The 13087-nt window shown below is 39.4% G+C and carries 12 protein-coding genes; 7 read left to right on the plus strand and 5 right to left on the minus strand.

Annotated features, from left to right (window positions below; translation table 11 throughout):
• Positions 1 to 383: 383 nt before the first annotated feature.
• The gene (gene rpmE, locus I6F66_RS06300; RefSeq protein WP_007582029.1) at positions 384 to 599 is read right to left on the minus strand and encodes a 50S ribosomal protein L31; all 216 of its coding nucleotides are present in this window, start codon (positions 597 to 599) and stop codon (positions 384 to 386) included.
• Between the two features lie 230 nt (positions 600 to 829).
• Between rpmE and priA the strand changes: the two genes are divergently transcribed.
• From priA to I6F66_RS06325, 5 genes are all read left to right on the plus strand, one after another.
• On the plus strand, positions 830 to 3016 hold the full coding sequence (priA, locus tag I6F66_RS06305; RefSeq protein WP_007582030.1) for a primosomal protein N': 2187 nt from the start codon (positions 830 to 832) through the stop codon (positions 3014 to 3016).
• Positions 3017 to 3036: 20 nt separating this feature from the next.
• Positions 3037 to 3564, plus strand: a complete 528-nt coding sequence (locus I6F66_RS06310) for an SPOR domain-containing protein (protein ID WP_007582031.1) — start codon at positions 3037 to 3039, stop codon at positions 3562 to 3564.
• A 79-nt stretch (positions 3565 to 3643) separates the two neighbouring features.
• Positions 3644 to 4162 (plus strand): ATP-dependent protease subunit HslV, encoded by a 519-nt coding sequence (gene hslV / locus I6F66_RS06315; RefSeq protein WP_002958366.1) that lies wholly within the window; start codon positions 3644 to 3646, stop codon positions 4160 to 4162.
• Between the two features lie 11 nt (positions 4163 to 4173).
• Positions 4174 to 5502 (plus strand): HslU--HslV peptidase ATPase subunit, encoded by a 1329-nt coding sequence (gene hslU / locus I6F66_RS06320; RefSeq protein ID WP_024594430.1) that lies wholly within the window; start codon positions 4174 to 4176, stop codon positions 5500 to 5502.
• A gap of 62 nt (positions 5503 to 5564) precedes the next feature.
• Positions 5565 to 5939, plus strand: a complete 375-nt coding sequence (locus I6F66_RS06325; RefSeq protein ID WP_010553804.1) for a gamma-butyrobetaine hydroxylase-like domain-containing protein — start codon at positions 5565 to 5567, stop codon at positions 5937 to 5939.
• A gap of 86 nt (positions 5940 to 6025) precedes the next feature.
• On the opposite strand, the gene I6F66_RS06330 is transcribed toward I6F66_RS06325, so the two are convergent.
• From I6F66_RS06330 to I6F66_RS06340, 3 genes are all read right to left on the minus strand, one after another.
• Entirely contained in the window at positions 6026 to 7906 is a 1881-nt protein-coding gene (locus I6F66_RS06330) for a methyl-accepting chemotaxis protein (protein WP_197208939.1), read from the minus strand.
• A gap of 109 nt (positions 7907 to 8015) precedes the next feature.
• Positions 8016 to 9047 (minus strand): MJ1255/VC2487 family glycosyltransferase, encoded by a 1032-nt coding sequence (locus I6F66_RS06335; protein WP_165739483.1) that lies wholly within the window; start codon positions 9045 to 9047, stop codon positions 8016 to 8018.
• A complete protein-coding gene (locus I6F66_RS06340; protein WP_033026551.1) occupies positions 9044 to 9583 on the minus strand; it encodes a phosphatase PAP2 family protein in 540 nt (179 codons plus the stop codon). Before I6F66_RS06340 ends, I6F66_RS06335 begins: the two co-directional genes overlap by 4 nt.
• Positions 9584 to 9788: 205 nt before the next feature.
• Between I6F66_RS06340 and rraA the strand changes: the two genes are divergently transcribed.
• Positions 9789 to 10286: a ribonuclease E activity regulator RraA gene (gene rraA, locus I6F66_RS06345; RefSeq protein ID WP_002959955.1), complete on the plus strand. Its 498-nt coding sequence runs from the start codon at positions 9789 to 9791 to the stop codon at positions 10284 to 10286.
• A 1-nt stretch (position 10287) separates the two neighbouring features.
• The gene (locus tag I6F66_RS06350) at positions 10288 to 11337 is read left to right on the plus strand and encodes a formimidoylglutamase (protein WP_165728105.1); all 1050 of its coding nucleotides are present in this window, start codon (positions 10288 to 10290) and stop codon (positions 11335 to 11337) included.
• Here the strand turns inward: I6F66_RS06350 and I6F66_RS06355 are convergent.
• Entirely contained in the window at positions 11334 to 12998 is a 1665-nt protein-coding gene (locus tag I6F66_RS06355) for a GGDEF domain-containing phosphodiesterase (protein WP_197161174.1), read from the minus strand. The genes I6F66_RS06350 and I6F66_RS06355 overlap by 4 nt on opposite strands.
• Positions 12999 to 13087: the final 89 nt, after the last annotated feature.

The following is a 13087-nucleotide window of genomic DNA, read 5'->3' on the forward strand; positions in this document are numbered from 1 at the left end:
CGTTAGATACTTTTATCAACCTAGTTAAAAATTGTACTATTTAAAATATAGAGAATATCTATCGATTTGTCTGTAAAGGATTATGCATACTCAGAATAAGAATAGGAAATAGTTATGCAAAAGGAGGGGATAGTTAAAATCAACGAAATAATACCAATCTGCTTATATATGGGGTCTATTTAACGTTAAGAAAATTACGCTAGAACTAGGCAAAAATTTTTGTATCTAGTTGTTCTAAATAAAAATTTTTTAACGACGTTATAGTGCAATTTAATTCGTTAAATTGCTCAAAGATTTATGTAGGTTAGTTTAAGATAATAAATAACAAATTTTAGGCACAAAAAAAGCACCCTAAGGTGCTTTTTTTAACTAAACAGCAATAATTACTTCTTGCTGGCAAGTGCACCAAAGCGCTTGTTGAAGCGATCAACACGTCCGCCAGTGTCTAAAACTTTTTGCTTACCAGTGTAAAACGGGTGACACGCAGAACATACGTCTAAGTGAATGTCTTTACAAAGAGTTGAGCTAGTTTCGAATTTATTTCCACATGAACATGTTGCAGAAATTACTTCGTACTTAGGGTGAATACCTTCTTTCATAGGAACCTCTAGTTAAGGCCGCATCGCTCTCCAAACCCGGAGTTTGGCACCATACGTCGTTAAAACAAATTTGTTGGTGGCGGATTTTATCCAACAACCTCCCCCCACACAAGTATTTATTTATATTTTTGCCAAAAAAGTGAACAATCTCTTTCTCAAGCACTATTGCTAGTAGGTTTTTAGCGTTATTTTTAGTACATTACAGCATTAATTTTACGGGTTGAGTTGTTATGAGTTTTGTTGAAGTTGCTATTAAAGTCCCGCTTCCACGCACCTTTGATTATAAAATAGAAGAACAGCTCAGTGGCTTATCAATTCCCTTACTACCTGGCATGCGAGTTTTGGTACCTTTTGGTAATCAAAAAAAAGTAGCGGTTGTTTTGGGTATTAAAAGCAGTACCGACGTCCCTTTAAATAAAATTAAAAATATTATAGAGGTAATAGACGACGCCCCTATTTTAAGTGCCCAGCATTTAGAACTCCTTAGCTTTACTGCCCGCTATTATTGCTATCCATTAGGCGAAACTATTCATATAGCGCTACCTGGTGCACTTCGCCAAGGTGAATCGCCTGATAAAACCAGTATTAATATGGTTGCCCTGACAGAAAAAGGTGCAAAAGTACCGTCATTAAAAGCTAAAACACAGCTCAACCTATTAAAGCAGTTATCGCAATCAGGTAAGTCATCATTAACTGAGTTAAAAGCACTGGGCTTTAGTAAAAAAACAATAGATAGCTTAATAGATAAAGAACTCATAACACAAACTATTGAGCACGATAACCAATGGCAAAGTGTTGCTCCAACCGTCGGTAGTAAACCAGTACTTAATAAAGAACAAGCGGTTGCTTGCACAGCTATAAATCAAAGTACTGGCTTTAGCAGCTTCTTATTAGAAGGCGTAACGGGCAGCGGTAAAACCGAAGTGTATTTACAGTGCCTAGAAGAAGTACTCAAACGTGGCGAGCAAGCCCTCGTACTCGTGCCCGAAATCGGCCTAACACCACAAACCGTAAACCGTTTTCGCCGCCGCTTTCCTGATACACCCATTATGCTTTGGCACTCAGCACTTACCGACAACGAACGTTTACAAACATGGCGTTTTTGCGAAAAAGGCAGTTGTGCGATAGTTATTGGCACACGTTCGAGTATTTTTCTGCCATTTTTAAAACTCGGTATGATTGTTGTTGATGAAGAACACGACTCGTCATTTAAACAACAAGATACCCTTCGTTACCATGCTCGTGATTTAGCCGCTTACAGAGCTTTTCAGCATAAAATCCCGCTTATATTAGGCAGCGCCACACCCGCGCTTGAAACACTTCACAAAGCAATTAATAACAAATACCAGCTATTAAGTTTAACGGAGCGTGCGCAAACAGCGACTGACAATCAGTTTAAGTTACTCGATATGAAAGGTCAGCCCGACCAAGCAGGTATTGCACATGCAAGTCTTGCTACTATGCGTCAGCACTTAAATCGCGGTAAACAGGTTATGGTATTTTTAAATCGCCGAGGTTTCTCACCCACCCTTATTTGCCATGAGTGCGGTTGGTTGAGCGAGTGTAAACGATGCAGTACCAGCGCTACATTTCATAAAGCGATTGGGCAAATGATCTGTCATCACTGTGGCGACCAGTACCCTGTCCCTCACCAATGCCCTGACTGTGGAAGTACGCAAATATTTCCTAACGGTAAAGGCACAGAGCAAATTGAAGAGTTTTTATCGACCGAATTCCCTGATACACCTGTTACTCGTATAGACCGCGATTCAACTCGCCGTAAAGGTAGCCTTGAAAAAGCACTTGATGAAATAAACCTAGGCGGCGCACGCATTTTAGTGGGCACACAAATGCTTGCCAAAGGCCATCACTTTGCAGATGTAAGCCTTGTTATAATTTTAGATGTAGATAGCGGCTTATACTCATGCGACTTTAGAGCGACAGAGCATTTAGCGCAATTAGTCACCCAAGTAGCGGGGCGTGCTGGACGTTCAGGTGAGCCTGGTCAAGTGTTATTACAAACACACTTTCCAGAACACCCTCTTTTGCAAGACTTAGTTAATAATGGTTACCAAGACTTTGCCCGCTTTGCTCTTAGTGAGCGCGATGATGCTGACTTACCGCCCATTACAAATATGGCCATTGTGCGTGCACAAGGACATAGTATTAAACTAGTCGTCGATTTTTTGACGGATTTGGTTCCTGTGAATGGGGTATCTGGTATACAATTGCTCGGTCCGATCCCTGCCCCACTTGAAAGAGTCGCAGGTATGTATCGTTTTCAATTGCATATTCAAGCGCAAGATCGTCGCATATTACATCAGTACCTTGCGCAAATGGTTGATTATTTAAGTACCAGTAAACTTGCACAAAAAGTACGCTGGAGCTTAGACGTAGACCCTATAGACATGATTTAGGTTAAGGCCAAAATAACACCATGGCACAGCACGATTATATTAATAAAAAGCCTGCAGGCAGAAACAGTAAAAAAAACGCACCCGCTAAAAAACCATTTCCTATTCTTTTAGCCGTTATAGCCATCTTACTTGTAGGTGGTTTTGCCTACACACTATGGTTTATAAAAAGTAATGCCGATCCAAAGCTTGTCGAAAAACAAGCTAACCCAACTGCACCCGCAAAAGTAGAAGTTGTTATTCCACGTACACCGGAATTTATTAAAGAAATTAGAAACCACGAGATTCAAGTTGAAGTAAAAGAACTTGAGCAAAAAGGTCCTTATGTTATGCAATGCGGTTCGTTCAGAACTCATGCACAAGCTGAATCATTAAAAGCTAAAATCGCATTTGCAGGGCTCATTTCTGAGATCAAACAGGCTGAAGGCAGCAATGGCACTTGGTATAAAGTACGTTTAGGCCCTTATAAAACCAAACGCCAAGCCGAAAGCGATAAAAACAAACTTAAACGTGTAAAAATAGTCGGCTGCGGAATTTGGGGCTGGACTTGAAAATAAACCATTCACCCATATAACCTCATCATAATCGTTTTTTACGAGTTGCCTCTGCAGCTCGATGATGAGGAATAACATGACTACTATCGTAAGTGTTCGCCGCGGCGACAAAGTTGTAATTGGCGGCGATGGCCAAGTTTCACTTGGTAACACCGTAATGAAGGGCAACGCCCGCAAAGTTCGACGTCTTTATAATGGCAAAGTAATCGCTGGTTTTGCCGGCGGTACTGCTGATGCCTTCACTCTTTTCGAACGTTTTGAAAGCAAATTAGAAATGCACCAAGGTAACCTAACTAAAGCCGCAGTAGAAATGGCTAAAGATTGGCGAAGTGACCGTGCACTTCGAAAACTCGAAGCGCTGCTCGCTGTAGCAGACGAAACAGCCTCTTTAATTATTACCGGTAATGGCGATGTAGTTCAGCCAGAAAACGATTTAATTGCAATTGGTAGTGGTGGTAACTTTGCGCAATCAGCTGCAACCGCCCTTTTAGAAAATACAGATTTAAGCGCTCGTGAAATAGTAGAGAAAAGCTTAACTATTGCAGGCAACATCTGCGTATTTACTAATAACTTCCAAACAATCGAAGAATTATAATAGGAACTATTATGTCTGATATGACCCCAAGAGAAATTGTTCACGAGCTAGATCAGCACATTATAGGTCAGGCTAAAGCTAAAAAAGCAGTCGCTATTGCGCTTCGTAATCGCTGGCGCCGCATGCAATTAAATGAAGATTTACGCAGTGAAGTAACACCAAAAAATATATTAATGATTGGTCCAACAGGCGTAGGTAAAACAGAAATTGCCCGCCGTTTAGCAAAACTTGCTAACGCACCATTCATTAAAGTAGAAGCGACTAAATTCACTGAAGTTGGTTATGTTGGTAAAGAAGTAGATACGATCATACGTGACCTCGTTGATGTTTCAATTAAAATGACTCGCGAACAGCAAACTAAAAAGTTTAAACATCGCGCCGAAGAAGCAGCAGAAGAGCGTATTTTAGATGCACTTTTACCACCGGTTAAAGATCAATATGGCGAAAGCCAACGCGACGATACTTCATCTACTCGCCAAACATTTCGTAAAAAATTACGTGAAGGTCAATTAGATGATAAAGAAATCGAGATTGAACTAGCGCAAGCTCAATCAAACGTAGAAATTATGGCGCCTCCTGGTATGGAAGATATGACCAACCAGTTACAAAGCATGTTTCAAAACATGGGCGGCGATAAACGCACTAAACGTAAGTTAAAAATTAAAGAAGCCTTCAAACTATTAACAGAAGAAGAAGCCGCTAAATTAGTAAACCCTGAAGAGCTAAAAGAACAAGCTATTTTTGCAGTAGAGCAAAACGGTATTGTGTTTATTGATGAAATAGACAAAATTTGTAAACGTGGTGATTCTTCAGGCCCTGATGTGAGCCGAGAAGGTGTTCAGCGCGACTTACTACCGCTAATTGAAGGCTCAACAGTAAACACTAAACACGGTATGGTTAAAACTGACCATATGTTGTTTATTGCCTCAGGTGCGTTCCAAATGTCTAAACCATCAGACATGATACCTGAGCTACAAGGTCGCTTACCGATTCGAGTAGAACTTGAGCCACTAACTGCAAATGACTTTAAACGTATCCTGACAGAGCCGCATGCATCGCTTACTGAGCAACAACGAGAGCTCCTTAAAACTGAGCAAGTAACGATTGAGTTTAGTGATGATGCTATTGAGCGTATTGCTAAGGCTGCGTGGCAAGTTAACGAAAAAACCGAAAACATCGGTGCTCGTCGCTTGCATACTGTGATGGAAAGATTGATGGAAGAAATTTCATACGATGCTTCTGAAAAAGCAGGTTCATCACTTGTTATTGACGCCGCTTACGTTGAAAAACATCTAGGTGCACTTGTTGAAGATGAAGACTTAAGCCGCTTCATTCTATAAAACGAATATAAACGTTATACTAAAAGCCTCCAGATTGGGGGCTTTTTAATGGGGTATATAAAATGAAACACGTTACAAAAGTGCATTACCACAGCGTGAGTAAAAATTTAGATGTTTATTTTGACGACGATAGCCAAGCAGTCTTTAGCTGTGAATTTTTACGCGTTCACTCTCCCTCTGCTGAAGTGCAAGGCCATGGCTCTGGCCCTATGAAATTGGTTTTAAATAAACAATCTGTAGGTATAAAAAACATAGTACCTGTTGGGCATTATGCACTGCGTTTAGATTTCGATGATGGTCACAATAGCGGACTGTTCAGTTGGAGTTACTTTGAAAAACTACAAGCGCAGCAACAAACGTTGAGCGATGAATATTCGGCACGCGTAGCCGAGCACGAACAAAACAAAAACAGTGTACCAATAAAGTTTATTCCTTAAACCTTATTGGTAACTTTAGGTGGGTATTTTTAGATTAGTTAACCTAAACCCTGGTTAAAATATTTACTATCCAGAGTTCAGGTTAGTTACACTTTAAACTTATCAATAGCGCTAAATAACACTCTAGCTTGCTCAGATACTTCTTCGCTAGTTTGGGCGTTTTTAGCAGCATGTTCAGTTGCATCTTGCGCAATGTCGCGAATTCTTACTACATTTTTATTAACCTCTGATGCCACTTGGCTTTGCTCGTCAATAGCAACCGCTATTTGAGAGCTCATTTCCATTATTGTTTGTACATCTTCAGTAATTGCGCCTAATAACTCACCTGCTTTAATTGCTTGCGAGGCACTTTCATCGCCTTGAGAACGACATTTGTGCATAATACTCACCACTTCTTGAGTACGCTGCTGTAAGGTACTTATAATACCTTCAATCTCACTCGTGGACTCTTGAGTACGCTTCGCTAATGAACGAACCTCATCTGCAACAACAGCAAAACCACGACCATACTCACCAGCACGTGCCGCTTCTATTGCCGCATTAAGTGCGAGTAAATTTGTTTGATCTGCAATCCCCCGAATTACATCAAGCACTGAACCAATTGTTTCGCCATCTTTTTCAAGTTGCGATACTACATTTGATGCATTCCCTAACGAATCAGATAGGACTCTAATGTGCTTAACGGTAGAGTCAACTTCACTGCGCCCTTGTTGAGCACTTAAGTTTGTTGACTCTGCTTTTTTAGCAGCCGCTTCAGTATTATGTGAAATATCCTGAATCGTCGCCTGCATTTCGGTGGCTGCAGTTGCAACCATGTCGGCTTCATGTAATTGCTCTTGCATACCGGAGCTTGTTGCTGCGGTACTTTCTGATAAATGCTCTGTTGCTATGTTAAGCGTATTTAAAGCACCATTAACTTCGTTAATTAAGTTTTTAAAATCGCCTATTAAACTATTAAAGTCGACCGTCATGGTGGTAATTTCGTCTTTACCTGTTTGCTCTATCATCACGCTTAAATCATTATTACGACGAATGTCGTTAATGGTGTGATAAACCCGCTCTATAGGCACAATAATCGAGCGGCTCGTGAAATAAACCAACATTAAAACAATAATGCCAGCAATCACAAAAATAAGAATGGCTAAAAATTGTGCCTGTTCAACGCTTTTATCTACCTGCTGCTTAGTGCTTAATAGTATCTGCGCAACGATTGCATCACTTTGTTCAACACTTTTACGCATTTTTCCAAGTGCTCCTGAATTTAAATCTAAGCCCAATTCAACCTGTGCCTGGACCAATGCTTGAAATTGCGTTTGGTAGGAATTTAAAAAGCCATTTAATTGAGCTGTATACCCCGTATCAAATTGAGCCTGAGCGATTTGCTGCTTTAAAGTATCAACCCCTTCATCAAATCGAGTTAAATACTTAAGATCAAAACGTAGCATAAAATCTTTTTCAGCCCGTCTTAATTGTAATATAGAAGATAAGAGTTTGTAATTATCTTGCTCTTTGAGCAAGCTTTCGACCTCGTGTACTGCACTTCTTAGTTCGCCATACAGCCCATCTTTTGGGTGTAATCCTATGCGTTTTTGTAGCACAACAACACTCATAAAGTCATTGCTATAAGCACTTACCAAATTATCGAGATTACTTATTTTTTGGGTTTCGATACCCTGCTCTTGCATAATTACATTCAACTTAGCAATTTTACTTTTAAGCTGGTTATAATCTTGTTCAAATAAGTCTAATGCTTCTTCTTGTTTATAAAAAAGAAAGTTTTTTTCATGTTTACGCAGTTCTAATTCATGGATATTAAGCTCTTCAGCAAGCTGAATTGTTTTATTTAAGCTTAACGTTGTTCTCGCTTCATAAATTATTACGCATAAAAGGACCACCATTGCTAAACCAACAACGACTGCGTTTAACTGTAAACGTCGTTTGATTGTTAAGTTTTGTAAAAAATTCATCGCTAACGCCTTTTTTAAATATGCATTTGTATTATAGCTGATAGCTCAGGAGCGACTCATTAATTTAACTTTTTATTATTGGTTATTCTAAGCTACTTAATTATGATGGCTATAAAGCGACACTATCCCACAAACCTTTGTGTAACGATTGTGTGTTATTCCACTGTTGTTTAACCAACCAATCAATTAAAGGCTCGGGATCGCTAGGGTAATTTATTTGCTTATTTTGCGGGGCGCTATTCCAGTCATCAAGGGCTTGCGGGTTTAAATAGTTCATAACATGCGCCATGCCCATGGCAAACAAAGTTTGTGCATTTGCGGTTTGCTCAAACTGCCCATCTAAAGGCTTTAATAGTAACTTCTTACCTAACTTAAGCGCTTCACTGGCAAGCTCAAACCCCGCATTACCAATAACGCCACTCGTGTTTGCTAAGTCATTTAAAAAACCAGAACGTGAGGGGGGTCGCAAATGTATATGTCCAAAAGACTGATTGCAGGCATTTGGGTGATAACAATAAAATTCTTTTTCGGGAAAGTCTTTTAAGTAATCAACAATGCTATCTAAGTTTTCAAACGGTAAATATACCAATACCTTATTTAGTACCGCGACAGGATTCTCATGATTATGATGAGCAATAAAAGGCGGGATTATATTATTTGCAAATGGCTTCCAGTGTACGCCTAAGTAGGTAGATGCTGGTGCATAATGCTTGATGAGCGATTTTCTAAGTACACCACGACCAAATATAGGTACGTTTTCTGACAAAAATGCGGCTTGGTGACTAATACCGATAACGGGTATATCGGCCCGTTTTGCAGCCCATGCTGTGACTGGCTCAAAGTCATTAAGTACAAAATCGTACTGTTTTATATCAAGCGATTTTATATCACTCACCAGCTTACAAACTCGCATGTTTTTAAGTGTTTTTAAATTTTTGACTTGCCCATTTTCAGTACTAAACGATAAGCCCCGATACGCTTTATAATCTGAAAATTCGTGCATATCAAAGTAATCTTTATTTGCTCGCCCTGAAAACACATAATCAACATCAATACCAAGTTTATTAAAGCAGCTTGCCATAACCCTAGCCCGCGTTATATGACCATTACCGGTACCCTGCACTCCATACAATATTTTCATACAGGTACCACGAGCGCTAATGCGAATAAGCCACAAACACTGCCAATAATCGCACCTATAATAATATCAGCAGGAAAATGTACGCCTAATACAACACGAGAAATAGCCACACCAGCAGCCCAACTAAGTAGTAGCCATATATATTCAGGGAAAAAGTGACTTAGTATAATCGCAACTAAGAACGCTGCAGCGCTGTGGCCCGAGGGCAAACTAAATTTATCACTTGGTACTATGTAAGCATTTGTTACTAAGCAGTCGCATGGACGGATGCGGGCAAATCTATTTTTGGCCAGTAAATAAATGGGCCTTTCTATAGCAAAACCAACTAATATCGTTACAGGTAATAATTGTTGCTGCTCATTATTACTAAGCCACCACACCGCTAAACACACAAGTATGTAAAGCCCTCCATCACCGCTTTTAGATAAGCCAAACGCCATTGTTTTAAACCACTTCGGTGAGTTGCAATTAAACAGAGTTAAAAATAATTGCTCATCTAGCAGAGCTGCCCTTTTAAACATATTATTGTTATCCATCACTTCCCCCTCATTGCATAATATATGAACACCGATTTAGCTTATGTGTTGTAAATAACAATTGAGTGACGCTTTTAAGACACTATTATTGCGATTAATGATTTAGCGCTTGTTTTGTCTAAATTTACTGCGATTAAGTCGTTGTTATTGCTTATAAGGAGGGTATACTGAGGTATAAATTAATGTACCTTTTGAGGATAAAATAATGGATTACAGCACTTCTGATTTATGTGACCACTTTGCTGATGTGGTTGACGTGCTAGAGCCAATGTTCATCAACTTTGGTGGTCGACACAGCTTTGGTGGCCGCATTAAAACGGTTAAATGTTTTGAAAATAATGAACTGATCCGCGAATTACTTTCTCAAGACGGTACAGACTTAGTGCTTCTTATTGATGGTGGTGGCTCAACTCGCCGTGCACTTATTGATATTGAATTGGCCGAACTTGCACTTGAAAATAACTGGAATGGTATTGTTGTTTACGGCGCAGTACGCCACGTTGATGAGCTTGAAGAACTTGATTTAGGCATTCAAGCAATTGCTTCTATCCCTGTTGCAGCTGACAGTGAAGGTGCTGGCGAGGATGCTATAGGCGTTAACTTTGCCGGTGTATCATTTTTTGATGATGACTTTATTTATGCCGATAGTACTGGCATTGTTTTATCTGCAGAAGAATTAGAATTGGAAGTTGTAGAAGTATAACGTGACCTCCCATTTAAAAGTATATGATGAAAGCGCGGTTAGAGCACTTTGCTCTAACCGCGTAAATGAAAAAAAAGCATGGCAATCAATGGCCTTGCTAGACACTCAAGTAAACCTGCAACAAGCACTTATTGACGCAGCTCAATTTGGCATTCGCTACGTACTTCTTGGTATTTGCGAAGATATTGGCCCAAAAGCAAATTTAGGAAATGGCGGTGCAAACGAAGCATGGTCTGCTTTTTTAAAACGTTTTTTAAACCAACCCCATAATCAATTTATCGCCACTCAAAAAGTACTTTTATTGGGTGAAGTAAATACTGATGATTTAATGGCGCAAAGCAACCAACTTAATAATCAGCAAGCCCAGCAGTTAACTCAATTACGAGATTTATGCCAACAACTTGATGAACGCGTAGAGTCAGTATTAAGCCTTATTTTTAAAGCAGGGCTTGAGCCAATCGTCATTGGCGGAGGTCACAATAATTGCTTAGGTATTATTCGCGCGCTAAGTAAGTCAAAAAACACGCCTGTTAATGCTATCAATTTTGACCCTCATGCCGATTTTAGAGAATGTGAAGGTCGCCATAGTGGTAATGGTTTTCGCTACGCGTATAACGAGCAACATCTAAGTAATTACCATGTTATTGGCTTACATGAATTAAAAAATAATCAAGCAATTATAGATGCAATGAGTGAAGCTAACTTTAAATTTGATAGCTATCAATCTATACAAGTTAAGCGAAAAATTACACTAACGCAGGCAATTGAAAATGCACTAAGTAATTTTAATGATTTACCTCTGGGTGTTGAAGTTGATTTAGATAGTATTACTTATATGCCAGTTAGTGCGTATACATATTGCGGATTTAGTGTGAGTGACACTGAGCACTTTGTGCATTTAGCTGCAAGCCACCGGCACTCTAAGTACTTACACTTATGTGAAGCAGCGCCTAACCAGCATCCTAACGGGTTAGATGCCGGTGCTGCCCATGTAGGGCAAGTGATTAGTGCACTTGTAAATAGCTACCTACAAGCCAAAGAAAACACTTAACGTTGTTGAACCGATCGCCACTCTTTTAGCCAGCTCATTAAACCGATACTACTTAGCGGGTGACCAAAGTAATAACCTTGGGCAGCATAACCTTTTAAGCTTTTTACAAACTTAAGTTGCTCAAGTGTTTCTACTCCTTCAAAAATCACTTTTGTTTTTTGTTGGCTATGCATATCAACCATTCCACCAACTAAACTGCGTATATTGTTTTGATTACTAAAGTCAGCGGTAAGTGAAGGTGAAACCTTAATATACTCAACCGCTAAACTTGGCAACTTAGAAAGTAGTACCGGGTTATCACCAAGTCCATCCACACATACTTTTAAGCCTATGTTATTAAGCCTTGCGATCATGCCTCGGCCTTTGTCATCTAAACCAGCAAAAATATGTAAAGGGCATTCAACAATTAAGTCTCCCGCCTCTAAGTGATGTTCATTTATAACAACATCAACAAATTCAACAAACTCTTCATTTAGCATTTCAGGGCCAAATACGTTAATGCTAAGCGGTATGGAAATACCTTCTACTCTAAGCGCCATTGCAAGCTCAGCGGCTCTCTCCATTACAAATTTAGCAAGCGGATAACCAAGCCCAGCTATTCTTATGTCGTCAATAAAACGATTAGCAGATAAAATCCCTTGCTTAGGATGCTGCCAACGCAGTAGTAATTCTAAAAACTCAATTTGACCGTTTTCGTTACAAATTATAGGTTGAAAATAGAGTTCTAATTCGCTCGAAAAATCAATATTTGCTAATTCTTTTAGTCGCGCTTGTTGCTCTCGCAGTTCAATCATCATTTGTTGATGATAAGGCACAACCTTGCGATTTGGGTGGCTATCGAGTGCTAGGTATGCGTACGATATTAAATTATCAAAGTTATTGTCTTGCTCATTACAATCAACATAACTCGCCCTCGCTTTTACCTCTACAGTGCAGTTAGCAACATTAAATGGCTTAAGTGTTGCACCCAGTATTTGTTCAATAACCAACTCATGTAAATGTTTTTGATTCGCGAAACTACAAATAAATGCAAAGTTAAGGCCCCCTAAGTGGGCTAGCTTTTCTTGCCCAACTAAAGTCACTATTTCGTCACTTGAAAGCAGTTCTTTTATTCGATTAGCCGATTGTGCTAAAAGTATATCGCCAAAGTCACGTCCTATATGCTGGTTAACTTGCTCAAACCCTTCAAGACGAATAACGATTAACGCTGCATTTACTTGCTTGTTGTCGCACCATGCATAGTAACCTTGGCGTAACTGTTTTCTATCTGCAAAAACCGAAAGCGGAGACTCTTCTATAAATGTATCACCTGTAGGTTCTGGCTCTATCACGACTTCTATTTCAGCGCTTTCGTCATTTAAAAAGCCAACAATAGCTAATAATAATATTGCTAACACAACCCAAAATAACGGAACTTCCAATAATAAATGAGCTGAAAATAGAACAACAAATAAAAGACCAGCCATTGAGCTGGTAATAATCATGCTCCAATTATTTCGCTCAAAGGCTTGCCATAAATGAAAGCAAAATCCAAAGGCAAGTAAAATGGCAAGCCAAGCTGCGCCCGTACTCAAAATAGCCAAACCAACAGCTGCTGTGCATAAATAGCTAAATTTAATACTGGCATTTTTAACGGAAAATAAAGTGGCAATCATCGCCATCAATAGTGCACCACTAAAAAATATTGGGAAGTTACTGTCGGTTAGTATGTTCAAATTAACGGCATCCGTATTCGCTAAAAAAGTTTAAA

Origin of the sequence: Pseudoalteromonas sp. NZS100_1, assembly GCF_015864285.1 — a bacterium.
Classification (GTDB): Bacteria; Pseudomonadota; Gammaproteobacteria; order Enterobacterales; family Alteromonadaceae; genus Pseudoalteromonas; species Pseudoalteromonas arctica.

Bases quoted from the DNA above. Each gene is read 5' to 3' on its own strand.
- rpmE (WP_007582029.1), bottom strand. From the start codon at position 599: ATGAAAGAAGGTATTCACCCTAAGTACGAAGTAATTTCTGCAACATGT.
- priA (WP_007582030.1), top strand. From the start codon at position 830: ATGAGTTTTGTTGAAGTTGCTATTAAAGTCCCGCTTCCACGCACCTTT.
- I6F66_RS06310 (WP_007582031.1), top strand. From the start codon at position 3,037: ATGGCACAGCACGATTATATTAATAAAAAGCCTGCAGGCAGAAACAGT.
- hslV (WP_002958366.1), top strand. From the start codon at position 3,644: ATGACTACTATCGTAAGTGTTCGCCGCGGCGACAAAGTTGTAATTGGC.
- hslU (WP_024594430.1), top strand. From the start codon at position 4,174: ATGTCTGATATGACCCCAAGAGAAATTGTTCACGAGCTAGATCAGCAC.
- I6F66_RS06325 (WP_010553804.1), top strand. From the start codon at position 5,565: ATGAAACACGTTACAAAAGTGCATTACCACAGCGTGAGTAAAAATTTA.
- I6F66_RS06330 (WP_197208939.1), bottom strand. From the start codon at position 7,906: ATGAATTTTTTACAAAACTTAACAATCAAACGACGTTTACAGTTAAAC.
- I6F66_RS06335 (WP_165739483.1), bottom strand. From the start codon at position 9,047: ATGAAAATATTGTATGGAGTGCAGGGTACCGGTAATGGTCATATAACG.
- I6F66_RS06340 (WP_033026551.1), bottom strand. From the start codon at position 9,583: ATGGATAACAATAATATGTTTAAAAGGGCAGCTCTGCTAGATGAGCAA.
- rraA (WP_002959955.1), top strand. From the start codon at position 9,789: ATGGATTACAGCACTTCTGATTTATGTGACCACTTTGCTGATGTGGTT.
- I6F66_RS06355 (WP_197161174.1), bottom strand. From the start codon at position 12,998: ATGGCGATGATTGCCACTTTATTTTCCGTTAAAAATGCCAGTATTAAA.